Annotated in this window: 25 protein-coding genes; 11 read left to right on the top strand and 14 right to left on the bottom strand. The window is 70.5% G+C overall.

Annotation, left to right across the window (positions count from 1 at the left end; translation table 11 throughout):
• Positions 1-16: 16 nt before the first annotated feature.
• The 3 genes from CQ044_RS14590 to CQ044_RS14600 form a co-directional block, all read right to left on the bottom strand.
• The gene (locus tag CQ044_RS14590; protein WP_105689198.1) at positions 17-679 is read right to left on the bottom strand and encodes a response regulator transcription factor; all 663 of its coding nucleotides are present in this window, start codon (positions 677-679) and stop codon (positions 17-19) included.
• Positions 676-1,887: a sensor histidine kinase gene (locus CQ044_RS14595; RefSeq protein WP_105689138.1), complete on the bottom strand. Its 1,212-nt coding sequence runs from the start codon at positions 1,885-1,887 to the stop codon at positions 676-678. The genes CQ044_RS14590 and CQ044_RS14595 overlap by 4 nt, the downstream gene beginning before the upstream one ends.
• Before the next feature lie 86 nt (positions 1,888-1,973).
• Positions 1,974-2,165, bottom strand: coding sequence for a hypothetical protein (locus CQ044_RS14600; protein ID WP_045272682.1), 192 nt, complete (start codon positions 2,163-2,165; stop codon positions 1,974-1,976).
• Positions 2,166-2,303: 138 nt separating this feature from the next.
• On the opposite strand from CQ044_RS14600, the gene CQ044_RS14605 reads away from it, so the two are divergent.
• The 6 genes from CQ044_RS14605 to CQ044_RS14630 all read left to right on the top strand — a co-directional run bounded on the left by CQ044_RS14605 (position 2,304) and on the right by CQ044_RS14630 (position 7,666).
• The gene (locus tag CQ044_RS14605) at positions 2,304-2,702 is read left to right on the top strand and encodes a RidA family protein (protein ID WP_105689139.1); all 399 of its coding nucleotides are present in this window, start codon (positions 2,304-2,306) and stop codon (positions 2,700-2,702) included.
• Positions 2,703-2,795: 93 nt separating this feature from the next.
• Complete coding sequence (locus CQ044_RS14610; RefSeq protein WP_105689140.1) at positions 2,796-3,746, top strand: ABC transporter ATP-binding protein; 951 nt, start codon at positions 2,796-2,798, stop codon at positions 3,744-3,746.
• A gap of 1 nt (position 3,747) precedes the next feature.
• A complete protein-coding gene (locus CQ044_RS14615; protein WP_105689141.1) occupies positions 3,748-4,566 on the top strand; it encodes an ABC transporter permease in 819 nt (272 codons plus the stop codon).
• A gap of 1 nt (position 4,567) precedes the next feature.
• Positions 4,568-5,824, top strand: coding sequence for a sensor histidine kinase (locus CQ044_RS14620; protein ID WP_105689142.1), 1,257 nt, complete (start codon positions 4,568-4,570; stop codon positions 5,822-5,824).
• On the top strand, positions 5,821-6,444 hold the full coding sequence (locus tag CQ044_RS14625; RefSeq protein ID WP_105689143.1) for a response regulator transcription factor: 624 nt from the start codon (positions 5,821-5,823) through the stop codon (positions 6,442-6,444). Before CQ044_RS14620 ends, CQ044_RS14625 begins: the two co-directional genes overlap by 4 nt.
• A gap of 58 nt (positions 6,445-6,502) precedes the next feature.
• Complete coding sequence (locus CQ044_RS14630; protein ID WP_146116796.1) at positions 6,503-7,666, top strand: polysaccharide deacetylase family protein; 1,164 nt, start codon at positions 6,503-6,505, stop codon at positions 7,664-7,666.
• A 201-nt stretch (positions 7,667-7,867) separates the two neighbouring features.
• Here CQ044_RS14630 and CQ044_RS14635 read toward each other — a convergent pair whose 3' ends face one another.
• Positions 7,868-9,037, bottom strand: a complete 1,170-nt coding sequence (locus tag CQ044_RS14635; protein ID WP_105689144.1) for a glycosyltransferase family 2 protein — start codon at positions 9,035-9,037, stop codon at positions 7,868-7,870.
• 171 nt (positions 9,038-9,208) lie between these two features.
• On the opposite strand from CQ044_RS14635, the gene CQ044_RS14640 reads away from it, so the two are divergent.
• The 3 genes from CQ044_RS14640 (at position 9,209) to CQ044_RS14650 (ending at position 12,851) form a co-directional block, all read left to right on the top strand.
• Positions 9,209-9,472, top strand: coding sequence for a glutaredoxin domain-containing protein (locus CQ044_RS14640; protein WP_105689145.1), 264 nt, complete (start codon positions 9,209-9,211; stop codon positions 9,470-9,472).
• A 219-nt stretch (positions 9,473-9,691) separates the two neighbouring features.
• Positions 9,692-11,068, top strand: a complete 1,377-nt coding sequence (locus CQ044_RS14645; RefSeq protein WP_105689146.1) for an MFS transporter — start codon at positions 9,692-9,694, stop codon at positions 11,066-11,068.
• Positions 11,069-11,126: 58 nt separating this feature from the next.
• The gene (locus tag CQ044_RS14650; protein ID WP_105689147.1) at positions 11,127-12,851 is read left to right on the top strand and encodes an aldehyde dehydrogenase family protein; all 1,725 of its coding nucleotides are present in this window, start codon (positions 11,127-11,129) and stop codon (positions 12,849-12,851) included.
• A 48-nt stretch (positions 12,852-12,899) separates the two neighbouring features.
• Here CQ044_RS14650 and CQ044_RS14655 read toward each other — a convergent pair whose 3' ends face one another.
• The gene (locus CQ044_RS14655) at positions 12,900-13,790 is read right to left on the bottom strand and encodes a neutral zinc metallopeptidase (protein WP_105689148.1); all 891 of its coding nucleotides are present in this window, start codon (positions 13,788-13,790) and stop codon (positions 12,900-12,902) included.
• Between the two features lie 83 nt (positions 13,791-13,873).
• On the opposite strand from CQ044_RS14655, the gene CQ044_RS14660 reads away from it, so the two are divergent.
• The gene (locus tag CQ044_RS14660) at positions 13,874-14,866 is read left to right on the top strand and encodes a malate dehydrogenase (RefSeq protein ID WP_105689149.1); all 993 of its coding nucleotides are present in this window, start codon (positions 13,874-13,876) and stop codon (positions 14,864-14,866) included.
• A gap of 499 nt (positions 14,867-15,365) precedes the next feature.
• On the opposite strand, the gene CQ044_RS14665 is transcribed toward CQ044_RS14660, so the two are convergent.
• A complete protein-coding gene (locus CQ044_RS14665; protein WP_105689150.1) occupies positions 15,366-16,406 on the bottom strand; it encodes an NAD(P)-dependent alcohol dehydrogenase in 1,041 nt (346 codons plus the stop codon).
• Between the two features lie 130 nt (positions 16,407-16,536).
• Here CQ044_RS14665 and CQ044_RS14670 point away from each other — a divergent pair, with 130 nt between their 5' ends.
• The gene (locus tag CQ044_RS14670) at positions 16,537-17,022 is read left to right on the top strand and encodes a recombinase family protein (RefSeq protein ID WP_052680248.1); all 486 of its coding nucleotides are present in this window, start codon (positions 16,537-16,539) and stop codon (positions 17,020-17,022) included.
• A gap of 82 nt (positions 17,023-17,104) precedes the next feature.
• Here the strand turns inward: CQ044_RS14670 and CQ044_RS14675 are convergent, their stop codons facing one another.
• From CQ044_RS14675 to CQ044_RS14710, 8 genes are all read right to left on the bottom strand, one after another.
• The gene (locus CQ044_RS14675) at positions 17,105-17,758 is read right to left on the bottom strand and encodes a protein TPRXL (protein WP_105689151.1); all 654 of its coding nucleotides are present in this window, start codon (positions 17,756-17,758) and stop codon (positions 17,105-17,107) included.
• A gap of 32 nt (positions 17,759-17,790) precedes the next feature.
• Positions 17,791-18,585, bottom strand: a complete 795-nt coding sequence (locus tag CQ044_RS14680) for a hypothetical protein (RefSeq protein WP_146116797.1) — start codon at positions 18,583-18,585, stop codon at positions 17,791-17,793.
• Positions 18,582-19,187 carry a hypothetical protein gene (locus CQ044_RS14685; protein ID WP_105689153.1) on the bottom strand — a complete coding sequence of 202 codons (606 nt, stop codon included), beginning with the start codon at positions 19,185-19,187 and terminating at the stop codon, positions 18,582-18,584. The genes CQ044_RS14680 and CQ044_RS14685 overlap by 4 nt, the downstream gene beginning before the upstream one ends.
• A 64-nt stretch (positions 19,188-19,251) precedes the next feature.
• The gene (locus tag CQ044_RS14690) at positions 19,252-20,460 is read right to left on the bottom strand and encodes a hypothetical protein (protein ID WP_146116798.1); all 1,209 of its coding nucleotides are present in this window, start codon (positions 20,458-20,460) and stop codon (positions 19,252-19,254) included.
• A 5-nt stretch (positions 20,461-20,465) separates the two neighbouring features.
• A complete protein-coding gene (locus CQ044_RS14695) occupies positions 20,466-20,804 on the bottom strand; it encodes a hypothetical protein (RefSeq protein ID WP_045272667.1) in 339 nt (112 codons plus the stop codon).
• Positions 20,805-20,959: 155 nt separating this feature from the next.
• Positions 20,960-21,247: a WXG100 family type VII secretion target gene (locus CQ044_RS14700; protein WP_052674178.1), complete on the bottom strand. Its 288-nt coding sequence runs from the start codon at positions 21,245-21,247 to the stop codon at positions 20,960-20,962.
• A 138-nt stretch (positions 21,248-21,385) separates the two neighbouring features.
• Positions 21,386-22,018 carry a hypothetical protein gene (locus CQ044_RS14705; RefSeq protein WP_105689155.1) on the bottom strand — a complete coding sequence of 211 codons (633 nt, stop codon included), beginning with the start codon at positions 22,016-22,018 and terminating at the stop codon, positions 21,386-21,388.
• 61 nt (positions 22,019-22,079) lie between these two features.
• On the bottom strand, positions 22,080-22,697 hold the full coding sequence (locus tag CQ044_RS14710) for a hypothetical protein (protein WP_105689156.1): 618 nt from the start codon (positions 22,695-22,697) through the stop codon (positions 22,080-22,082).
• Positions 22,698-22,760: the final 63 nt, after the last annotated feature.

A 22,760-nucleotide genomic window follows, 5' to 3' on the forward strand; every position in this document is an offset into this window, starting at 1 on the left:
TCATGGGGACGACTCGCTACTGCCAGCCGGGGGCGACGAGGCCGGTCTCGTAGGCGATGACCACGAGGTGCACGCGATCGCGGGCGTGCAGCTTGGCCATGATCCGGGACACGTGCGTCTTGGCGGTGAGCGGGCTCAGGAACAGCCGTTCCGCGATCTCGTCGTTGGTCAGCCCCAGGCCGACGAGGCGCAGCACCTCGCGCTCGCGCTCGGTGATGCCGTCCAGCACCGTCGCCTCCGGCGCATCGCGCAGCCCCACCGTGAGCCGCTCCAGCAGCCGCTTGGTGACGCCGGGCGAGAGCAGCGCGTCACCGGCCGCCACGACCCGCACCGCGCGCACCAGATCGGCGGGCTCCGTGTCCTTCACGAGGAACCCCGCCGCCCCGGCGCGCACCGCCCGCACCACGTACTCGTCGAGCTCGAACGTCGTCACGATCACGACGTGCACGTCCGCCAGCGCAGTGTCCGCCGCGATCTGCTCGGTGGCCCAGAGCCCGTCGCCGTCGGGCATGCGGATGTCCATGAGCACGACGTCCACAGGCGTCTCGCGGATGCGCTCCAACAGCTCGCGTCCGCCCGCGGCCTCGGCCACGACCTCGATGCCGTCCTCCGCGTCGAGCAGTGCGCGGAACCCCGCCCGCACGAGCAGCTGGTCATCGGCCAGCGCGACCCTGATCACGACGCCCTCCCCCACGGCAGCCTCGCGACGACGCGCGCGCCGCCCGCCTCGTCATCGCCGATCGCGATCGTGCCGCCGAGCAGCGCCGCCCGCTCCCGCATCCCGAGGACGCCGCCGTGTCCCGAGACCTCCGGATCCGCTCCGCCGAAGCCGCGCCCGTCGTCGGACACCGTCACGACGAGAACCGGATCCGGCTCGTCCTGGCGCTCCAGCACGACGCGCACGTGGCGGGCGTGCGCATGCCGCACGGCGTTCGTGAGCGCCTCCTGCACGATGCGGTACGCGGCGAACTGCGCCGCACGGCTGGGCGCGTGGCCGGCGAGCTCGTCGTCGAACTCGATGTCGAGGCCAGGAGCGGTGAGGCCGGCGATGAGCCGCGGGAGCTCCGCGAGCTCCGCCTGCGGGACGAGCGGCGCCTCCCCGTCGCGGAGCACGCCGAGCACGCCGCGCACCTCCTCCAGCGCCAGCTTCGAGGTGTCCTTCACGTTCTGCAGCGCGGTGCGCGCCTGCTCAGGGTCACGGTCGAACAGGTGCAGTCCGACGCTCGCCTGCACGTTCATCTGCGACAGCGCGTGTCCCAGCACGTCATGCAGCTCGCGGGCGATGCGCACGCGCTCGCGCTCCTCGGCGCTGCGACGATGACGTTGCGCATCGGCGCGCATCGCGGCCATCCTCGCCCCGCGCGTGCGCACGAAGGCGCCGACCGCGAAGCTCGCGGCCAGGGCGAGCGTGGCCGCGACGATGAGCCCGGGATGCCAGATCCGGCCGATGGTGACGCCGATGAGGATCGCGGCCACCCACGCGGTCGCGACGGAGGCGGCGGCCCAGACCGCGGCTCCGCGGGCCACGGCGATCGCGATCGCGAACGCCAGGGCGAGGTACGGCGGCCCGTAGACGGGCGTCGTCAGGACGTCGAGCAGCGCGAGCGCGGACACGAGGGCGACCGTCGGCCCGGGGAACCGTCGGGCCGCGAGCAGGGCCAGCGGCCCCGCGACGGCGAGCACGAGGTGCAGCGCCATCCTCCAGTGCAGGCCGTGGTCGGCGTGCGCGGCGACCCAGATCGAGGCGGGCACCTGCACGAGCAGGCACAGCACGACCGGCGCGATCAGGCGGAAGCGCGGGGGCGGTCCGGCCGGGATCCGTCCGGTGTCTGGCCCGAACGCCGCCGCTCTGCCCCACACGGCATGTTCGAGCGGCTGATCCGGCATCCTCCGATGCTAATCGCGCCGCGCAGGGGGCGGATCCTCCGAAGGTGTGCCGTCGGCATACTCCCCGGGGAGTACGCGGAGGGGGCTCAGTTCTCCCAGGAGCGCGAGCGCTTGGTGGCGCCGCCGGGCTCGCGCATCATGTACGCGAGGGCCAGGCAGATCGCAAGGATGCCCGCGACGAAGACGGGACCCTGCCATGCGGGCAGGCCGGGGGCGATGCCCAGCAGCACGAATCCACCGAGGAACAGAATTCCGAACACGATGTAGTGAAGGATCACCGGGCAACCTCCTGTTGAGCCTCTCGAGTCTATCGCGTCGCACCGCACCGCCTCGACCCGGCCGCCCCACGGCCCGCCTGCGCAGCACGCATCACCCGCAATGCCGCGATGTCGGAGCCGGTGGCTACGCTCGCGGGCATGAGCATCTCCTACCCGCAGGTCCCGGGGCTCGTGAACAGCCCCGCGTTCAGCCATGTCGCCGTGATCCCGCCCGGATCCACGATGATCCACGTGGGCGGCCAGAACGGCGTCGACGAGACCGGCGCCGTCGTCTCCGATGACGTCGCCGTCCAGTCGGCCCGCGCCGTCGACAACGCCGCAGCCGCCCTGGCCGCCGCCGGGGCCACCCTCGCCGATGTCATCAGCTGGACCGTGCTGCTCCACAAGGACGCGGATCTGCGAGCGGCCTACGGCGCGGTCGGCCCGAAGCTCGCGCGCGAGGGCGCACCGCCGCTCGTCACCGCGGCGCTCGTGGCGGGGCTCGGCGTACCGGGCGCGCTCGTCGAGATCGGCGCCGTTGCCGCGCTCGCACCCTGACCTGTGACGGATGTCATAGCGGATCCATGACATCGTTCATCGTGCGCCTCGCGCCGCGCGGAGCAGACTGGATGACATGAACGAGGCGACATCATGAGCGAAACCCAGACGGCGCGAACCGTCATCCAGGCCCCCGCCGCGCCGCATCCCGCGATCACCGCGACCGGACTCACCAAGCACTTCCGCGGCTTCACCGCGGTCGACGGCGTGGACATCTCCGTCAAGCAGGGCGAGGTCGTCGCCTTCCTCGGGCCGAACGGCGCGGGCAAGACCACCACGATCGACATGCTGCTCGGTCTCTCCCAGCCTGACGCCGGCCAGGTGTCGCTGTTCGGGCTCACCCCGCGCCAGGCCATCGGCCGCGGCCTCGTCTCCGCAGTCATGCAGACCGGAGGCCTGCTCAGCGACGTCACCGTGCGCGACACCATGAAGCTCACCGCGTCGCTGTTCACGCACACCACGAGCATCGACGCCGCGCTCGAGCGGGCCGGCATCGCCGACATCGCCGACCGCAAGGTGCAGAAGTGCTCGGGCGGCCAGCAGCAGCGGCTCCGCTTCGCGATGGCGCTCGTGTCGGATCCTGGCCTCATCGTGCTCGACGAGCCGACCACCGGCATGGACGTGGAGGGACGGCACTCGTTCTGGCAGGCGATCCACGCCGACGCCCAGCGCGGCCGCACCGTGCTCTTCGCGACGCACTACCTCGAAGAGGCCGACCAGTACGCCGACCGGATCGTGCTGATCCGCCGGGGCCGTATCGTCGCCGACGGCACCACCGCCGAGATCAAGGCGATGGCCTCCGGCCGCACGGTCGAGGCGGAATGGGACGACGCGAGCGGATCCGGCCAGGCCGAGATCGCCGCACTGGAAGGCGTCGACTCCGTCGAGGTGCGCGGCCCGCGCATCATGATCCGCGCGAACGACTCCGACGCCGTCGCCCGCCATCTGCTCACGCGCACGTCCGCACACGACGTCACGATCACCAGCCAGAACCTGGAGCAGGCGTTCCTGCAGCTCACAGGCGACGACACGGAAGGGGAATGACATGACCACCGCCACCGAGCGCCTGGACCGGATCGATCCGTCCTCCCGCCGCGTACCGCCGATGGGCGGCTTCAGCCTCACGTTCCTGGGCGTCGAGCTCAAGCGCCTGTTCCGCAACTCGAGCGTGGTCGTGTTCACGCTGATCTTCCCGATCGCGATGCTGGTCATGATCGGGCTGCCGAACAAGAACACGTCCATCTCGAGCGTCCCCGTCAGCCAGGGAGGAATGTCGGCGGCGGTGCCGATCATGATCTCGATGGCTGTGTACGGCGCCATGGTGGCGAGCACGATGACCGGCGTCTCCGTCGCCGCGGAACGCGCCCAGGGCTGGAGCCGGCAGCTGCGCCTCACGCCGTTGAACCCGATCGTGTACATCCTGGTCAAGGTCATCTGCGGCCTCGTCCTCGGCGGCATCGCCGTGCTCGTCACGCTGATCGTCGGCGCAGCACTCGGGATCACCGCCCCGCTCGGCAACCTGATCCCGGCCGGCGTCCTCGCCTGGCTGAGCTCGCTCATGCTGACCAGCCTCGGTCTCGCGGTCGGATACGCCTTCCCCGCGCAGAACGCGATGCGCTACCTCGGCCCGATCCTCCCGATCCTGAGCTTCATGGGCGGCCTGTTCGTCCCGCTCGCGATCATGCCGGAGGCGGTGCAGGTCGGCGCACGGTTCACCCCGCTGTGGGGCATCGCCGAGCTCTCCCAGTCCGCCGTCATCGGCGTCGTCCCGAACGGCTGGGCCGTGCCCAACCTGATCGCCTGGTTCCTCATCTTCACGGCGCTGGCCGTGCTGATGTTCCGCCGCGACACCAAGCGCGTCTGACGTGACGGACGACGCCTGCGACGAGCAGGACGTGCTGGCTTCGGCCGCACGTCCTGCTCGTGGCGCAGGCCGGTTCGGCTTCCCGATGCGCTTCGGCATCCGGGAAGGCGGCTTCCTCGACGCGCCGTCCCTGGACGGTGTCACGGGCTGGGCCCGGCTGCGGCTCACGCTCGGCGCCCCCGGCGCGAAACGCTGGTATCCGGGCGCTCTGATCAGCCAGGTATTCATCATCGGGTTCATCCTGGTGCCGATCCTCACCCAGCTCCCCGCACCGGGATCCTGGTTCTGGGGGCTCGCGGTGGTCGTCTACGGCGCGCTCTTCACGTTCTCGTTCCCCGTGGCGATGGCACTCCACGACCGCTGGCGGTGGGTCCCTCCGGCGGGGCTCCTGCTGCTGTCGCTGCCCTTCCTCATCGTGCTCGGGCCCGACCTGTCCGGACTGTGGACGTACGTCGCGGTCTCCGCCGCGCTCTGCTTCGGCGGCGACTTCCGCGCCATGATCGCGGTGATCGGTCTGTCCGCCGTGTCGTTCGTGATGAACCTCGTCGACGGCGCCTTCCAGCCGACGAACACCCCGCCCTGGACGATGCCGCTGATCATCCTGTCCATCGGAACCCTGATGGCGGCCTTCACCCGCAACCTGCAGACCCTGGCCCAGCTGCGCCGCACGCAGAAGGAGCTCGCCGTCGTCGCCGTCGAGGAGGAACGCAACCGCGTCGCCCGCGACATGCACGACATCCTCGGGCACTCCCTCTCCGCCATCTCGCTCAAGGCGGATCTGGCGGCGAAACTCGCCGATCGGGATCCTGCGGCCGCCGTGGCGGAGATCCACGAGGTGCAGACCCTCGCCAGGGCCACGCTCGGCGACATGCGCGCGGTCGTCTCGGGCTACCGCCAAGTGCGGATCGCGAGCGAGCTCGCCTCGCTGCGCACGCTGCTGCCCGCCGCGGGCATCACCGCGCACCTGCCGATGACGACGGACGATGTGCCGGAGCGCAACCGGGAGCTGTTCGGCTGGGCGCTGCGCGAGGCCGTGACGAACGTGATCCGGCACGCCGGGGCGACCAACTGCTGGGTGATGCTGAGTCCAGGGCGCATCGCGATCGAGGACGACGGCGTGGGACCGACGCCCCGCCCCGCCGACGAACCGGCCGGCACAGGCCTGCACGGACTCGCCGAGCGCGCGGCCGACGCGGGCGGCGCGCTGAGGATCGGCCGCTCCCGCCATGGCGGATTCCTGCTGGAGGTCACTGCATGACGGCGAACGCGCCGATCCGGATCCTGCTCGCCGACGACCAGGCGCTCGTGCGCGGGGCGCTCGCGACGCTGCTCGGTCTCGAACACGATCTCGTGGTGACGGCTCAGGTCGGACGCGGCGACGAGGTGCTGCCCGCCGCGCAGGAGCACCGCCCCGACATCGCCCTGCTCGACGTCGAGATGCCCGGCATCGACGGACTCACCGCCGCGGCGCAGCTGCGTCAGGCGCTGCCAGGGGTGCGGATCGTGATCGTGACGACGTTCGGCCGCGCCGGATACCTGTCGCGCGCCCTGTCCGCGGGGGTCGCCGGTTACGTGGTCAAGGACACCCCGGCCTCCGAGCTCGCCGACGTCGTGCGGCGCGTGATGCGGGGCGAGACCGTGATCGACGCCGCGCTCGCCACCGACGCGCTCACGGCGGGCCCGTCGCCGCTGACCCCGCGCGAGACCGAGGTGCTGGCGGCCGCCCGCGACGGCGGCACCATCTCCGACGTGGCCCTCGCGCTGCACCTGTCCGAGGGGACCACGCGCAACCACCTGTCCTCGGCGATGCAGAAGCTGGAGGCCCGCACGAGAGCGGACGCCGCACGGATCGCCCAGGAGCGCGGCTGGCTGCTCTGAGCGCCGCGCTCATGATCGCGTCAGGATCCGGCCCCATCGATCCCCTACACTCAGCACCATGACCGGAGGATCACCTGCTTCGTCGCGCCGTCCGCGCCCCTCACGTGCGGTGATCCGCCGTCGCCGCCTCGTCATCGGGCTGATCGCGGTGCTCGCCGTCGCGCTGGTCGCCGTCGTGGGCACCATCTCGGTGCGGGCCCTGCTCGGCGGAGGCCAGGACAAGGCGGCCGCGGCGGGCGCGACCAGCACGCCGACCCCGAAGCCCACTCCGCTCACGCCCGTGCAGGTGCTGCTGAAGACCGCGGCCGACCCCGCCACCGCGTGCGCCGTGTCCTTCGCCGGCGACGGCATCGAGCACGCGCCGATGCTCCAGAAGACGGGCGTGCTGTTCTCGGGCCTGCCCATTCCCGAGCGGGCCGGATCCGTGTTCGCGGGGTGGTATCCGACCCCGGAGGCCGCTCAGGCGCAGGTGCAGACGGACCGCGTGAACGGGTCGCAGCTGACCACGTGCACGGACAACCAGCGCACGCTCTACGCCGCCTGGACCACGCCGGAGCAGAACACCGCGACCGCGTCGAAGATCCCGATCCTGATGTACCACCAGTTCACGACCAAGCCCGAGGGCGAGGACAACTGGCTGCGCAACAACTACGTGTACATCGAGGACTTCAAGGCGCAGATGGACTATGTCGCCTCCCAGAAGTTCTACATGCCCACCTGGGACGAGCTGAACGCCTTCATCGACGGCAAGCTGTTCCTGCCGCAGCACTCGCTCATCATCACCGACGACGATGCGGATCCGACCTGGCTCCAGCTCGCGGTGCCCGTGGTGACGGAGCGGAAGCTGCTGACCACGTCGTTCGTGATCACCGGCGAGCGCAAGGACGGATCGCCCTCGCCGTACGTCCTGCAGCGCTCGCACACCAACGACATGCACCGCGCCGGCGACAACGGCAAGGGACGCATGGTGAACCTCTCGGCCGATGAGGTCGCCGCCGACCTCGAGGAGTCGGCGAAGGTGCTCGGCGCGAAAGAGGTCATCGCCTACCCCTACGGTCACTACAACGCGACCGCCGAGGAGGGCGTGACCAAGGCCGGGTTCCTGCTCGCGCGCACGATCGACTTCGGCTACGTGAAGATCGGCACGAACAAGCTCCAGCTGCCCGTGGTCCGGATCAACTACGGCGACACGGTCAACGGTCTGAAGGAGAACATCGGCTGACGCCGACACGTCCGACTACGGGGATCCCCGTAGTTCGGGTGGGGGCGCGCCCCTTCGTTCGGCATCGTCCCGTTCGGGGCGCGCCCCTTCGTTTTGGGGCGCGTCTTGACACGGATTCCGGGTGCGGTGCGCCCCAAACCGTCGGAGTGCGCCCCAAACCACGCGAGTCCGCCCCGGTGGAGAAACCCTCCACCGGCCGGGTCACTCCGCGGCAGCGGTCTCCGCTTCGAGTCGCACGCGACGCTCCTCGGCCTTGCGCACCTGGCGCACGGACCGGCGCGGCGCGTACACGACGAGCGAATGGAACAGGAAGCGCACGAAGAACGCTGCGACCAGCGAGATCGCCGCGGCCAGGATGCTCGAGATGTGCCAGCTCTCGACCATGAGCGCGAGGATCGGGATCCGCACGGCGGCCTCGACGTTGTTGAACGTGAACGACTGCGCGAAGCGCACGGCGATCCCCTGCGCGTCGCCGCGCATGTCGTTGAAGACGTAGCGCTCCTGCAGGATGAAGTTGCCGACGATCGTCACCTCGGCGGCGATGACGGCCGCCCAGACGTACTCCATGCCGAGGTGCGTGAGCGCCCACATGATGACGAGGTTCGCGAGGGCTCCGACGGCCCCGATGATCGCGAACAGCGACATCTTGCCGAAGCGCAGCCGGGCGAGGTGCTTGAGGAACTGCATGCCCTGCACGAACGACGCCTTGGACTGTCCGTGCAGACGCTCGCCGAACTCCATCGGGACCTCGGCGATGCGCACGTCGGAGCGCACCAGGATCTCCAGCAGGATCTTGAAGCCGTTGGGCCGCAGCGCATCCGGATCCACGCGGGTCCGGTCGACGAGGAAGTAGCCGGTCATGGGATCCGAGGCTCCGGAGAGCCGGATCGGGAACATCGCCTTGGTGAGGAGGGTTGCGCCCCGCGAGACGCCCACCCGCATGGCGCCCGCCAGGCCGCCGTTGTCGCCGCCGCCGATGTAGCGCGACGCGACGACGACGTCGGCATCGCCGTCCTCGTAGCGATCGATCAAGTCGGGGAGCAGCTCCGGCGGGTGCTGCAGGTCGCCGTCCATGACGATGCAGACGTCGTAGGACGCGGACCGGATCCCTTCGACCACGGCACCGCCGAGTCCGCCCTCAGGCTTGTCGCGATGCAGGAGACGCACGGGCATCGGCGCGGAGGCGGCGAGCGCGCGGATCACCTCTGGGGTGTCGTCCGAGCTGTCGTCGACGAAGAGGATCTCGCCGTCGCGATCGCTCAGCGCGGCGGAGACGCGCGAGATCAGGGCGGCGATGTTATCCCGCTCGTTGAAGGTCGGAATGATGACCGTGGCACCGGGGATCCTCTCCCCTGCCGACATGCCTCCCATGCCCCCTCCTCCGTTCGCGTGACTCGACATGGTCCCATGCGAAACCATGCGGAACCTGCGCGTTTCCCGTCAGACACCCTGTCCCATCCAGGCTAACGGGCGGTGAACACCGGGCAAGGCCCTTGCCTTCTCGCCGATCCCACCCCCTCCGATGGGCCGTACCCTGGATTCATGACCACCCCCGCCTCTGACACGATCACCATGTTCGGCGCCGACTGGTGCCGCGACTGCATCCGCACCAAGAAGCAGCTCGACGAGCTCGGCATCGCCTACACCTACGTCGACCTGGTCGAGGATCCCGCCGCTGCCGACGTGGCCAAGGAGATCTCCGGCCGCATGAACATCCCTGTGGTGGTCTACCCCGACTCCTCGCACCACGTCGAGCCGTCCAACGCCGACGTCGAGGCCAAGCTGCGCGAGCTGTCCCTGATCTGACCCCCGGGGCGCGACCCTGTTCGGGGCGCGCGCCTGTTCGGGGCACGACCCTGTTCGGGGTGCGCGCACGCCGTTTTGGGGCGCGTTCTCCCGTTTCGGGGCGCGTCGTGACACGGATTCCGGGCGTAGCGCGCCCCAAAACGGGGAAGTGCGCCCCAAACCCGGGTTCCGCAGACCCCCGGGCCGGACGGATCCGGGCGCGCCGATACACTGGCGCGCATGAGCACCGCCGCTCGCGCTGAACGAGCCCCCACGCGCCTTCCCGCCCGCACGGTCGCCCGTTACGCCACGGGATCCCTCGGCACCGGGGGCTTCGCCACGCTGCCCGGCCTGGTGCTCGCGTACTTCCTCACCGACAACCTCGGCGTCGCCGCGATCCTCGCCGGGACGATCGTCACCCTCGCGAAGGTGTGGGACGTCGTGATCGACCCGGTGATCGGCGCCTGGTCGGATCGCAGCCTCATCCGCACCGGCAGCCGGAAGCGCTTCATGCTGATCGGGGCCTTCACGCTGCCCGTGTTCTTCGCCCTCACCTTCGCGGTGCCGCCGGCGTTCGGTCCGGTCGCGGGCGTGATCTGCGTGCTGCTGGCGTTCCTCGCCACGGCCACCTCGTTCAGCCTGTTCCAGGTCCCCTACATCGCGCTGCCCGCCGAGCTCACCTCGAGCTACGACGAGCGCACCCGGCTGCTCAGCTGGCGGGTGATCGCTCTCACCGTCACGATCCTGCTGTTCGGCGGCGGAGGGCCCGAGCTGCGCCGCATCACCGGCGACCCGGTCATCGGCTACCTCGTGATGGGCGTGGTCGCCGGCATCGTGATCGGCGTGGGCATGCTCATCGCCGCACGCACGGCCGACGACGCCGTCGCCGCCCCGGCGTCCGTCGAGCATGTCGGGATCCGCGCGCAGTACGCCGCGGGCTTCGCCGCCGTGCGCCGGTCGCAGCCGTTCCGCGCGCTGCTCGGCACCTACCTGCTGCAGGCACTCGCCACCGGCACGATGCTCGCAGGAGCGCAGTACGTCGCGACCTGGGTCATGCGCTCGGAGAGCGCGGTCACGCTGCTGTTCGTCGCCCTGGTCGCCCCGGCCGTGATCGCGACCCCCGTGTGGGAGCGGCTGTCGCGCCGGATCGGCAAGGAGCGCGCCTTCCGGATCGCGTCGACGATCTTCCTGGTCGCATCCGCCTCGATCGTGCTGGCGCTGTGGATGCCCGGATCCTGGATCTACGCCTCCGTGGCCGCCGCAGGCATCGCCTACGCGGGTATGCAGGCGCTGCCGATGGCGATGCTGCCGGACGTGATCTCGCACGACGAGCGCGACAGCGGACCGGGCAATGCCGGCACGTTCACCGGCATGTGGACGGCGTCGGAGACCGTGGGCTTCGCGCTGGGCACCACGATCGTCGCGGTCGTGCTGGCGGTCACCGGCTACATCTCTCGTACTGCGGGCGCTGCGAGCGCGGTCGTGCAGCCGGGGAGCGCCGTGACCGGGATCGTGCTGATCTTCAGCGTCGTCCCGGCCGTGCTGATGCTGCTGAGCCTCGCGACGCTGGCCCGCTACCGACTGCGTCGCAGCGATATCGACGGCGCCGATCGCTGAGACTCGGTTCCACACCGAGCGCGTACGCTGAAGAAAGACCGCGCCGAAGGAGATCCCGATGCCAGACACCCTCGCCGACGACGTCCGCGCACCGATCGAGAGCGCGATCGGTGCGCTGCAGAAGGGATCCGCCGCCTGGTCGGCTCTCACCGTCGGCCAGCGCGTGACGCTGCTGCGCGGAGTGCGGCGCACGGTCGCCGCGAACGCGCGGGCATGGGCGCGCGCCGCGGTGCGCTCGAAGCAACTGAGCGACGACCACCCGCTCCGCGGCGAGGAGTGGCTGAGCGGCCCCTACGCGACGCTCGGCGCGCTGGACGCCTACATCGAGACGCTCGACCGCATCGCGCACGGCCGCAACCCGCTCGACGGCCTCACCATCGACCGCACCGCGAGCGGGCAGACCCGCGTGCACGCGTTCCCGCTCGAGGGGATCGACAAGCTGCTGCTCTCCGGTTTCACGGGCGAGGTGTGGCTCACCCCCGGCGTCACGCCCGGCGATGCCAGGGCTCGTGCGGGTCTCGCGCAGCGCTCCCCTGCCGACACGGACGGCGGCATCGGCCTCGTGCTCGGCGCCGGCAACATCACGTCGATCCCCGTGCTCGACGTGCTCTACGAACTCCTCGCGCACGACCGGGTGGTGCTGCTGAAGGTCAACCCCACCCAGGACGCACTCGTACCGGTGTTCGAGAAGGCCCTCGCGCCGCTCATCGCCCCCGGTTTCCTGCGGATCGTGCGCGGCGCGGGCGACGTCGGCGCCTACCTCACCGCGCACGACGCCTTCGCGCATGTGCACATCACCGGATCCGCCCCGACCTTCGACGCGATCGTGTGGGGCACGGGACCGCAGGCCAAGCGCCGAAAGCGCGAGAACCGGCCGCGACTGAAGAAGCCGATCACGGCCGAGCTCGGCGGCGTCTCGCCGATCATCGTCGTGCCGGGCCATTGGAGCGACGAGGATCTGCGCTTCCAGGCCGAGCACGTCGCCACCATGCGCCTGCAGAACGGCGGACACAACTGCATCGCCGGCCAGGTCGTGCTCCTCTCCCGCGACTGGGCGCAGAAGGACCAGTTCCTGATCGAGCTGCGCCGCGCCTACGCGCTCGCCCCGGAGCGCCCCATCTGGTATCCCCGCTCCGATGAGCGGATGGCGCAGGCCGCCGAGGCCTATCCCGACGCGCTCGTGCTGGCGGACCGGCTGCTCGTCGAGATCGGCGAGGGCGACGACCCGTCCGCGCTGGAGCAGACCGAGTACTTCGCGCCGGTGCTGGGCGTCGAGCAGCTGGCCGGCACCGGTCAGGCGTTCCTGGATGCCGCCGTCGCGCACGCGAACGGGAAGCTGCAGGGCACACTCGGCGCGAACGTGCTGATCGACCCTGCCACCGAGGCGTCACTCGGCGCGGGCTTCGAGCGGGCCATCACCGCGTTGCACTACGGATCCATCGCGATCAACACCTGGACCGCGTTCGGCTTCATCACCCCCACCGTGACCTGGGGCGCGTTCCCGGGCAACACGCTCGCCGATGTGGGCAGCGGACTCGGCGTCGTGCACAACGCGCTGCTGCTGGCCGATGTCGAGCGCTCGGTGGTACGAGGACCGTTCCGTCCGTTCCCCCGGTCGGCGTCGATCGTGCGCGACGGCGGACGGTTCACGATCCTGCCGAAGCCGCCGTGGTTCGCCTCGTCGCGCACGGCCGCGGAGGTCAGCGAGGGCCTGACCCGGTTCCGTGCCCAGGGCGGCGTGCTCGCGCTGGTGCGCACGCTCGTGCAGGCGATGCGAGCCTGAGCTCGCGAGAGCGCCGCGTTTCGTCTCGCTGCGCTCGCTCGACGACCCCTACGGCGTGGCCACCGAGAACGTGTCACACTTGCCGAGGCCGTACTTGTAGCCGGTCGCGAACCACTTCTCGCGCTGATCGCTGGATCCGTGCGTCCAGCTCTCCGGGTTCGTGTAGCCCGCGGACTGCTGCTGGATGTGGTCGTCGCCGACGGCCGCCGCGGCGTTGAGAGCGTCCTTGATCTGCGCGTCCGTCGGCTTCTTCATGTACGCGACGCCGTTCTTGTCCTTCTCCTGCGTCATGTCAGCGATGAAGGCGCCCGCGTAGCAATCGGCCTGCAGCTCGGTGCGCACGCCGTTGCTCGCGGGGCCCGTGCCGTTGTTCGGGTACTTCGCCATCGTGCCCGTGATGTTCTGGATGTGGTGCCCGTACTCGTGCGCCACGACGTACACCTGCGCCAGGTCGCCCGCCTCGGCGCCGAACTGCTGCTTGAGCAGCTGGAAGAAGGTTGGATCGATGTAGACGGTCTGATCCGAAGGGCAGTAGAAGGGGCCGACGTCGTTCGACGCGGTGCCGCACGGGGTCGACGTGGAGCCGTCGACGCTGATCTGCCCCGGCTCGACATAGCCCTTCACGTTCTTCGCCCAGTAATCGTTCAGCACCAGGGAGACGGCGGCGACGCGGCAGTCCACGCTGTTGTTCGCGTCTGTGCCGGTGGAGCAGTTCTGCACGGATCCCTCCGTGGATCCGGCGCCCTGCTGCTGGCTCTGCGACGTGCCGGTCCCGCCACCGAGAAGGCCGGAGAGGTCGACACCGGTGAAGGCACTGATCAGCAGCACCACGACGGCGCCGAGTCCGACGACGCCGCCACCGGCGATCGCCGCCGTACGACCGCCGCTGCGTCGCTTGACCTTGTTGTCCGAGACATCGGCATCCGGGTTGAACGTCATGAGCACAGTTTTCCACGGTCTGCGCCCCGACGGGGAGGCATAGGCTCGCACTATGCGTCGCGCCGCGACCGAAGGGAGCCGAAGTGACCACCACGGTGACACTGACGGGTGCAGGAGGACAGATCGGCTACGCGCTGCTGTTCCGGATCGCCGCGGGCGACATGCTCGGCCCTGACGAGAAGGTGCGGTTGCGGCTGCTCGAGATCCCGGCCGGGATCGCGGCTGCGGAAGGCGCCGCTCTCGAGCTGCAGGACGGCGCCTTCGGGATGCTCGAGCACGTGGAGGTGACCGATGACCCTGCGGTGGGCTTCGATGGCGCCGACCACGCGCTGCTGGTCGGCGCGCGCCCGCGCGGCCCCGGCATGGAACGCGGCGACCTGCTCGCCGCGAACGGCTCGATCTTCGGACCGCAGGGATCCGCGATCGCCGCGCACGCCGCCGCGGGCGTGCGCGTGACCGTGGTCGGCAACCCCGCGAACACGAACGCTCTCATCGCCGCGGCCTCGGCCGACGGCGTCCCCGCGGAGCGGTTCAGCGCGCTCACCCGGCTCGACGAGAACCGCGCCCGCGGTCAGCTGTCGGCAGCGCTCGACGCTCCGGTGGCCGACATCGCGGGCGTCACGATCTGGGGCAACCACTCCGCGACGCAGTTCCCCGACGTCGCCTACGCGACCGTCGCAGGGCGTCCCGTGCCGGAGGCTCTCGCCGCGCAGACCGGCGATGTTCGCGCGTGGCTGGAGAGCACGTTCATCCCGCGGGTCGCCAAGCGCGGCGCCGAGATCATCCAGGTGCGCGGATCCTCCTCCGTGGCGTCTGCGGCGAGCGCGACGATCGACCACGTGCGCGACTGGGCGCTCGGCACCGGCGAGCGCCGCACCAGCGCCGCCGTGGTCTCGCACGGCGAATACGGCGTGCCGGAGGGCCTGATCAGCTCGTTCCCGGTGCGCGCGGTCGACGGCGAGTGGCGGATCGTCGAGGGACTGGATCCTGACGCCTGGGCGCGTGAGCGCATCGACCGCTCGATCGCCGAGCTCGTCGAGGAGCGCGACGCCGTCCGCGCACTCGGCCTGATCTGACAACCGGTCCCTGAACGAGGAGCGAAGCGACGAGACGAAGGGCGCTCAGCAACCACGAGACGAACCGCAAAGGGGCCGTCCTTCGTCTCGCTGCGCTCGCTCAGGAACCGAGGAGCGCACGGTCCCTGAGCGAGGAGCGAAGCGACGAGACGAAGCGCGCTCAGCAACCACGAGACGACCCGCAAACGGGCCGTCCTTCGTCTCGCTGCGCTCGCTCAGGAACCGAGGAGCGCACGGTCCCTGAGCGAGGAGCGAAGCGACGAGACGAAGCGCGCTCAGCAACCACGAGACGACCCGCAAACGGGCCGTCCTTCGTCTCGCTGCGCTCGCTCAGGAACCGAGGAGCGCACGGTCCCTGAGCGAGGAGCGAAGCGACGAGACGAAGGGCGCTCAGCAACCACGAGACGACCCGCAAACGGGCGTCCTTCGTCTCGCTGCGCTCGCTCAGGAACCGGAGGCACGCTGCGCTCGCTCAGGAACCGGAGGCACGCTGCGCTCGTCAGATCGTGGCGACGTCGATCACGAAGCGGAACCTCACGTCGCTCGCGAGCACGCGCGCGTAGGCGGCGTTGATGCCCACCGCGTCGATGAGCTCGATCTCGGCGGCGATGCCGTGCTCGGCGCAGAAGTCGAGCATCTCCTGGGTCTCCCTGATCCCGCCGATCGACGACCCGGCGAGCGAGCGGCGACCGCCCAGCAGCAGCCCCGCGCGGAACGACATGGGCTCCGGCGGCGCACCGACGCTGACCATGGTACCGTTCGTGTCGAGCAGGTTCAGGTAGGCGTCGAGCGGCAGCGGGGCGCTGACGGTGTTCAGGATCACGTCGAAGGAGCGCTTGTTCGCGGAGAACGTCTCCGGATCCGACGTGGCGAGGTAGTGGTCGGCGCCGAGCCGGATCCCCGCGTCCTTCTTGCGCAGCGACTGCGAGAGCACGGTGACCTCGGCGCCCAGGGCGTGGGCGATCTGCACGGCCATGTGCCCGAGTCCGCCGAGCCCGACGACGGCGACGCGCGTGCCGGGACCGACGTTCCAGTGCCGCAACGGCGAGTAGGTGGTGATGCCGGCGCAGAGCAGCGGAGCGGCGCGGTCGAGCGGGATCGCGTCGGGGATCCGCAGCACGAACGCCTCGGTGACGACGACCTGGCGCGAGTAGCCGCCCTGGGTGATCGTGCCGTCGCGGTCGGTCGCTCCATAGGTGCCGATCGCCCCGCCCCTGCAGTACTGCTCCTCGCCGCGCAGGCACGCATCGCACTCGCCGCAGGAGTTCACCAGGCAGCCGACGCCCACCCGGTCGCCGACGGTGAACCGCGTGACATCGGATCCCACGGCGGAGACCGTCCCGGCGATCTCGTGGCCAGGGGCGAGCGGGTAGTGCTGCGGGCCCCAGTCGCCCTGCACCGTGTGGATGTCGGAGTGGCAGATGCCCGCGTAGGCGATGTCGATGACGACATCGAGCGGGCCGGGCTCGCGGCGCTCGATCGTGGTCGGGACGAGGGGCGCGCCCTCGCTCGGTGCGGCATAGGCGGCGACGACGGGCATGGCGCTCCTCAGGGCTCCGGGGGTGGGACAGTGCGAGCGTACTCCGCCCGGTGATGGCACAGCTCCATCCGCACCTCGCAGGACGCCGATGTCCGTGGGAGAAGGCACAATAGAGGCGGAGGCGGATGACATGGAAGCGACCACGCACACGCACGGCGATGCGGACGGCACCACGGGTGCGCCGCTCGACGCCGCCCTCACCAGCCCGCTGCACCTCCCGCACGCGGCCGCGGAGTGCCCCAAGTGCTTCACCGAGCTGCAGCAGAACCGGGACTGGTGGTCTGCCAAGCCCGACGGATCCCGTCTGGTCGGCCTCGTCGTCGCCCGTGACGGCATGCCCTCGGTGGTCCAGCAGCGTGAAGACCTCACCCGTTTCGGCGTGCCGATCGAGGGCTTCCGCCACCCCGCGCCCGACATCCTGGAGAGCTGGACCGATCGCATCGGCCGTCTCATCGACACGCTTCGTCCCGGCGACGTGCTCGTCGTCGCCAACATCCACGCCCTCGGGCGCGACATCGACGAAGAGACGCGCACGGTCGCGGCGCTGCGCCGTCTCGGCGTGATGGTGAAGGTGCTCAGCCACGACGCGCGCCACCTCGCCGACGCCGGGCGCTGACGCGCGCCACCCCCGCGCGCCGGGCGCCAAGAGCGCTCACCAGCACCGCGCACCAGCACCGCTCACCAGCACCGAGGCCGGCTCAGGCGGAGGCGGCGTCCCCCGCGGGGAGCCATGCCAGCGTGGACACGCACAGGTCGAACAGGGTGCGCATCGCCACCATCGGCGGATCGTCCGCCGGCACGTCGACCGGACGCATGATCACGAGCACGAGGCGCAGGGCCCTGCGCCGCTGCGAACCAGGGATCGGCGTCAGATACATCACGGTCGTGACCGCGACCCGTTCCCCCTCCAGGGTCTGCACCTCGTCGGTCTCCATGCGCAGGAAGCGCTTGTCCTCGAGCAGCGCGGTCGCGCCGCGCTCCGCGATCGCCTCTCGCACCACCGCGTCGAGGTTCTCCCCGGCCGGGGCACGCTGGATGCTGGCGGTCAGCGAGGCCGGCAGGTATAGGGCCTCGGAGGCGTCGGCCGAAGGCACGAACATCGCGACGGCCTCGACCCGGCGCATCTGCGTGAACGCATCGCGCAGCAGCCGGTCCATCTGCGCGTACAGGTCAGGGCGGTGCGCCTGCATCAGACGGCTGCGCATCGCGCCGAGCATGTCCTTCTCGACGGCCCCGTCGACGCTCCTGCGGATCCACCCCGGAGGCAGCACGAGCGTGAAATCCGGGTCGGGGGCGGCACCAAGCTCCGCCCGGAGGCTGATCCGCTCCGTCGGTCCCTCGGGGGCGTTCATAGGGTCTCCTCCCCGGCCCGCGCCGGCATCGGTCATGACGACATCCTCTGCGCGAGGAAGCCGGGCTCGGCCTCCAGTGCGCGCTGCGCGTCTGCGGGCGAGATGATCCCGCGCCGCCGCAGGATCCCGATCGCCTCGGCGAGCTCGGAGCGGATCCGCTCCCGCTCCTCGTCGGGGATCCCGGCGATCGCGGCGCTGCGTCGCGCCACCGCGTCGGAATCCGGCAGCGTCTCCGCCGCGGAGTCACCGCGGCGCCCGTCTCCCTGCGTGCGGCGAAGGCTCCGCCGGGCCAGCATCGCGACGGCCACGCCGAGCAGTGCCGCCAGCACGGCGACCGCCGCCCACACCTGCCAGCCCGGAACCTGGTCGGCCGTTCCCCTGGCTCCGATCATCACGGCGACGACGACGCCGACGACTGCGGCGATCCAGCCGCTCACCTCGGATTCCGCGATGCTGCGACCGAGCAGCCCGCGGATCAGGGTCACAGCCTGCCACACGGCGGAGGCGACCATCAGCCACCCGGCGACGGAGATCGCGACAGCGGAGTCGGCGAGGACGAGCCCGAAGTCACTGCCGGCGAGGGCCGTGAAGGCGAGCACCGGCAGCAGGACGAGGGCCAGCGCGGGCAGCACGGCGAGGACCAGCGCCAGCAGGAACCACGGACTGCGCGCCTGTTCGCCTCGCCGTTCGAACGCCCCGGCCCCGCCGAGTTCGGCGAGGACCCTCGGACGCCCGCGGAACGCCCTCGCCTCGACCTCGGCCCACGGCACCCTGGCGCCGGTGGGCAGGTCGTTCGCCCATGCGGTCGTGCTGCGGTCGCGCTTCATCGGCTCTCCCCCGGCCACGCCTCGTCGGCCATCACGAGGCCGCGGTTCAGGTCGCCGCCCCGCCATGGCTCACCGTCCACGAGGATCCGCAGATCGTCCACGAGAGCGGCGACATGCGGCGTCGCGAGCAGGAAGGCGTCGGCGAGCACGGGCTCCAGCGTCACCACCGTCATGACGGCGTCATCGGCGAACACCGCCTGCCAGCCTCGCGTCGCGATCTGTTCGGATCCGGGAACCTCGCCGTCGAAGATCCACTGGCATCCGCTGCCGAGATGCTCCGAGGCCGAGACCGCGCGCCAGGATGCGGCGCCCTCGCGGATGCGGCGACGGACCTCCTCCAGCCCAGGGGACTCCTGCACGGAGACCCGGACGACGAAGGGGAAACCGTCCTGCGGCCAGAGCTGCAGCGCCAGCACGTCGTGCGGTGTCACGGCCGTCGCGGCATGCGCGATGAATTCGGCGCGCAGCTCGACCGGCATCGGCGCGATGTCCTCGGCCGCGCCGAGACGCGCGGCCGCCGCAGCCGCCCAGTCCGTGTCGCTGCGTCCGGTGAGCACGACGACGCGCTCTTCGTCGATCCCGACCTCGGCAACCGCTCTCATCCGCACCCCTCCGCCACCAGCATGTCATCCCCGCCGGCGCGGGGCGGACGGACGCCCTGCGGCATCACTTGTCGCCGGCGATGGCGTGCACGATCGCGGAATTGATCGACCCGCCGGATCCCGGGATGTTCCCGACGATCGTGTTCGCGCGGGAGTACATGTTCCACCCGACGCTGATCAGGATGTCTGGGGCACTCGACATGTTGTTCAGGGCCGTCGCCCCCTTGCCGGTGAAGAACCGCGCGATCGAGTCGACGGCGCGGCCGTCGGCGCCGTGGTTCTGCAGCAGCGTGCCGAAGAAGTTGCGGGCTCCGGCGCCGAAGGACCCCGTGAACTTGAAGGCGGCGGTGCCGCTGCCGAAGACCCGGGCGAGTTCCTGGCGGATCGGCGCTCGGCCGGCCCCGGTGAGCAGTCCGCCGAGCGCGCTGTCGGCGAAGCCCCGCAGCCCCTTCATCCCTCCGAACAGCTTGCCCATGCTCCCGAACGGTATGACGCCGATCGCGGCGATGATGACATCCGTGAGCCCGGCGTCGTCGCGGCTCCACTGGTAGAGCGTGAGCGCCAGGGTCGCGATCGCGACGATCGCGGCGAGGGCGGCGATGATCGGCCCGCCGATGATGATCGCGGCGACGGTGAGGATGAGGCCGACGACCTTCAGCACCTCGAGTGCTCCCGCGACGAAGCCGTCGACGTCGTCCCAGAAGCCGTCCTTGATCTTGCCGCTGGTGGCGTTGCCGATGCCGTCGACGGCGGTGTCGAACGCGGTCTCCCAGGTGTCGTACTCGGAATCGAAGACGCGCGCCTCGGCGACGAACTCCTCGTGCTTCTGCTTCTTCGACGCGTCGTCCTGCGCGTTCTCGGTCGCCTCGTCCGAGCCCTCCTTGGGCGGCACGACCCAGGTCGGGCGGTCTCCCGGGAGATAGCCCGGCAGCCCGGCGAAGGTCGTCCACAGCTCCTCGCAGCTCTTCACGGCCGCGTTGAGCCGGGGCTGGACCTCGGAGAGCGTCGTCGCGTAGGAGACCAGCACCGGACCGGTCGGCCGGTACAGCTCGCCGGCGAGCTTGAGCTGCTCATGGGTGTCGCCCACGATCTCCTGCAGCTTCTCGATCGCCTCGCCCTTCTGCCCCGAGCTCTTGTCGTGCAGCGACTTCAGGAAAGAGGCGCTCTCGCCCATCGCGTCGCCGAGAGCCGTGATCTCCGCACCGCGCTTCGAGATCGTGTCCGCATTGCCCTTGAGCCGCTCGATCCGGCGCCCCTTGGGCGAACGTTCCATGTACATCAGGGTGTTCCGATCTTCCGCGGCGGGTTCTGTCCGGTGGCGTCGACTTCCATGCTCTTCGCCGTGTCCTCGTCCCACTTCTTGCAGCCGTCGAGCACGCCCTGGACGTGCTCCTGGACCTTCCCGATGTCCCGGGCCAGATCGTGGCGCTTGTCGTCCCAGCGCGACTCGAAGTCGCCGACCTCGTCCTTGAGCTTCGACTTCCCGAAGGGCGAGTCGATCGCGTCCTGCACCGCGTCGGTGCGAGAGGACGCCCCCTCCAGCTCCGTCACGATGTCCTTGAGCTTGAGGCTCACCGCGCTCAGCTCCTCGTACTTGATCCAGATGGCCTCGGCCATGCGATCCTCCCCCTCCGACCCGACAACATCAACCTAGGGAACCTCGCCGCGCGCGTCGATGGGGAGGACTCCCCATCGGATCCACGACGTGCGCGCTCACGACAGAGGGACCGGCGGCCGAAGCCACCGGTCCCCCGAGATAGTGCGGTGCGGTGTCAGCCGCCGGCGAGCTGCGTGTCCAGATCCTGGATCGCACGCATCATCCCCAGAAGGGACTCCGACATGTCGTTGATGCCGTCCACGGCCTGCTTCAGACCCGTGGTCAGCTCCCCGTAGCCCTCACCGAACTTGCCAGACGCGTGCTGCGTCTTGAAATCCTCACCCAGCAGGTTGTCCACCTGCCCCTTCAGGGTGTCCAACTGACCCTGAATGTCATCGCGAGCCTGCGACAGCGACGACGCCACCTGCTCCATCTCCGCATAAGACGCACCGAAATCGGCCATCGTCAACACCTCCGGTAATCACTGGGACCGGACCACCCCGGCCCGACACAACGAACCTAACAACCCCCGCACAACCCCGTCGATGGGGAGCACTACCCATACCCCCGGGATCACGGGTTCAGGATCCTGCGGATGCCCTCATCCGGGGTTCGGAACGGGCCAGGTATCGCCGTCCCGCGCGGTCGCCGCCATCAGCGCGTCCAGGAGTCCGGGATCGGCGTCCGGTTCGAAGCCCTCGACGACCGCCTCTTCCAGCATGCGCTCCGCGAGCTGCTCGGTCTGTGCGAGCCCGAGCGGCACGACAGGGCCGAGGATCGCCAGCACGTCATGGCCTCGACCGAAGAACGCCCAGCGACGCGTCGCGTACTGCCCTTCGCCGTGCGCATGCAGCAGCGAGGAGGAGAATCCGTCCCCCAGTCCCTCGGACGACGTGATCAGCCCGGTCGGCGGAAGCACGGTGTCTGCCGTCGAGAGGAACCCGGCGAGCTCATCGCGCGAGAGCGGCGCGGCCGTGCGGTACACCGTGAACGGGGCCAGCACGGAGGCGTCGGCACTCACCAGGAGGAACAGGGCGGAGTCATCGTCACGGAGCCGGGCGAGGTCGTCCAGCGCGGCGGCGATCCGCTCCCGCGCATTCTCGACCGGCTGCCGGACGGCCGAGAAGCCCGCCGCCCTCTCCGCAGCCCAGACGGCGCGGCCCGCCGCGTCGTCGATGCGTCGGGGAACCGGGATCGCGTTCTCCGCGGGGAACGTCGTCCGCAGGTCTGTCATGCGTCACTCGCCTTCTGCCCCTGCGGCCGCAGCGACCGGTTCCTCGTCCTTCCGGCAGCGCTCATTCCTGCACCCACGCGAACGTCGCCATGTGCACGTCGAACAGGAGTTTCCACTGCTGGAGCCCCGGCGCATCCTCGGGAAGATCCGGCGCGCACGCGGTGGTCACCGTCCACTGCACCGCCTGGGTGCGGCGCGTCCCCGGGATCGGGATGAGGTAGTTCAGTGTGAGAGCGCGCGCCTGCTCGCCCTGGACCGTCACGGTCCGGGTCTCCGCCCACGCGAGGATGCGCTCGTCGCCTCCGAGCGGGGCCGCGCCGAATTCGGCCACGACGTGCATCACCACGTCGTCCAGCGTCACCTCCGGGGTGGAGGCGCGCTTGATCCCGATGATGCTCGCGGGGCCGACCGCCCAGGTCGGGGCCGCCTCCCCGGGGATCGCGTAGGCGAACCCGTTCTGCCGGCGCAGCGAGGCGAAGGCGTCGCGCAGCATCGGCCCGATCGTCGCCGACATCCCGCCGTTCCCGCTCGCGGCCAACCGTGCGAGCCCCTGTGAGATGACGCGGTCCTCGTTCTCCTCGGAGAGGTCGAACGCGAGCCATCCGGAGGGGAGCAGCATCCGGAACGGAGGCATCGCCGGGGTCCTGCGACCGAGCAGCTCATTGCGCAGATCACTCATGGTTCCACTCTCTCATCCACCGGGATCCGCCCCCGCCCGCTGCCGCAGGGCGTCGGCTCCCGC

The sequence above is a fragment of the Microbacterium sp. MYb64 genome (assembly GCF_002979495.1).
Classification (GTDB): domain Bacteria; phylum Actinomycetota; class Actinomycetes; order Actinomycetales; family Microbacteriaceae; genus Microbacterium; species Microbacterium azadirachtae_A.

Bases quoted from the DNA above. Each gene is read 5' to 3' on its own strand.
- CQ044_RS14705 (WP_105689155.1), bottom strand. From the start codon at position 22,018: ATGACAGACCTGCGGACGACGTTCCCCGCGGAGAACGCGATCCCGGTT.
- CQ044_RS14595 (WP_105689138.1), bottom strand. From the start codon at position 1,887: ATGCCGGATCAGCCGCTCGAACATGCCGTGTGGGGCAGAGCGGCGGCG.
- CQ044_RS14650 (WP_105689147.1), top strand. From the start codon at position 11,127: ATGCCAGACACCCTCGCCGACGACGTCCGCGCACCGATCGAGAGCGCG.
- CQ044_RS14615 (WP_105689141.1), top strand. From the start codon at position 3,748: ATGACCACCGCCACCGAGCGCCTGGACCGGATCGATCCGTCCTCCCGC.
- CQ044_RS14640 (WP_105689145.1), top strand. From the start codon at position 9,209: ATGACCACCCCCGCCTCTGACACGATCACCATGTTCGGCGCCGACTGG.
- CQ044_RS14635 (WP_105689144.1), bottom strand. From the start codon at position 9,037: ATGGGAGGCATGTCGGCAGGGGAGAGGATCCCCGGTGCCACGGTCATC.
- CQ044_RS14625 (WP_105689143.1), top strand. From the start codon at position 5,821: ATGACGGCGAACGCGCCGATCCGGATCCTGCTCGCCGACGACCAGGCG.
- CQ044_RS14605 (WP_105689139.1), top strand. From the start codon at position 2,304: ATGAGCATCTCCTACCCGCAGGTCCCGGGGCTCGTGAACAGCCCCGCG.
- CQ044_RS14610 (WP_105689140.1), top strand. From the start codon at position 2,796: ATGAGCGAAACCCAGACGGCGCGAACCGTCATCCAGGCCCCCGCCGCG.
- CQ044_RS14685 (WP_105689153.1), bottom strand. From the start codon at position 19,187: ATGAGAGCGGTTGCCGAGGTCGGGATCGACGAAGAGCGCGTCGTCGTG.
- CQ044_RS14630 (WP_146116796.1), top strand. From the start codon at position 6,503: ATGACCGGAGGATCACCTGCTTCGTCGCGCCGTCCGCGCCCCTCACGT.
- CQ044_RS14675 (WP_105689151.1), bottom strand. From the start codon at position 17,758: ATGAACGCCCCCGAGGGACCGACGGAGCGGATCAGCCTCCGGGCGGAG.
- CQ044_RS14690 (WP_146116798.1), bottom strand. From the start codon at position 20,460: ATGGAACGTTCGCCCAAGGGGCGCCGGATCGAGCGGCTCAAGGGCAAT.
- CQ044_RS14710 (WP_105689156.1), bottom strand. From the start codon at position 22,697: ATGAGTGATCTGCGCAATGAGCTGCTCGGTCGCAGGACCCCGGCGATG.
- CQ044_RS14670 (WP_052680248.1), top strand. From the start codon at position 16,537: ATGGAAGCGACCACGCACACGCACGGCGATGCGGACGGCACCACGGGT.
- CQ044_RS14655 (WP_105689148.1), bottom strand. From the start codon at position 13,790: ATGACGTTCAACCCGGATGCCGATGTCTCGGACAACAAGGTCAAGCGA.
- CQ044_RS14695 (WP_045272667.1), bottom strand. From the start codon at position 20,804: ATGGCCGAGGCCATCTGGATCAAGTACGAGGAGCTGAGCGCGGTGAGC.
- CQ044_RS14645 (WP_105689146.1), top strand. From the start codon at position 9,692: ATGAGCACCGCCGCTCGCGCTGAACGAGCCCCCACGCGCCTTCCCGCC.
- CQ044_RS14680 (WP_146116797.1), bottom strand. From the start codon at position 18,585: ATGAAGCGCGACCGCAGCACGACCGCATGGGCGAACGACCTGCCCACC.
- CQ044_RS14665 (WP_105689150.1), bottom strand. From the start codon at position 16,406: ATGCCCGTCGTCGCCGCCTATGCCGCACCGAGCGAGGGCGCGCCCCTC.
- CQ044_RS14700 (WP_052674178.1), bottom strand. From the start codon at position 21,247: ATGGCCGATTTCGGTGCGTCTTATGCGGAGATGGAGCAGGTGGCGTCG.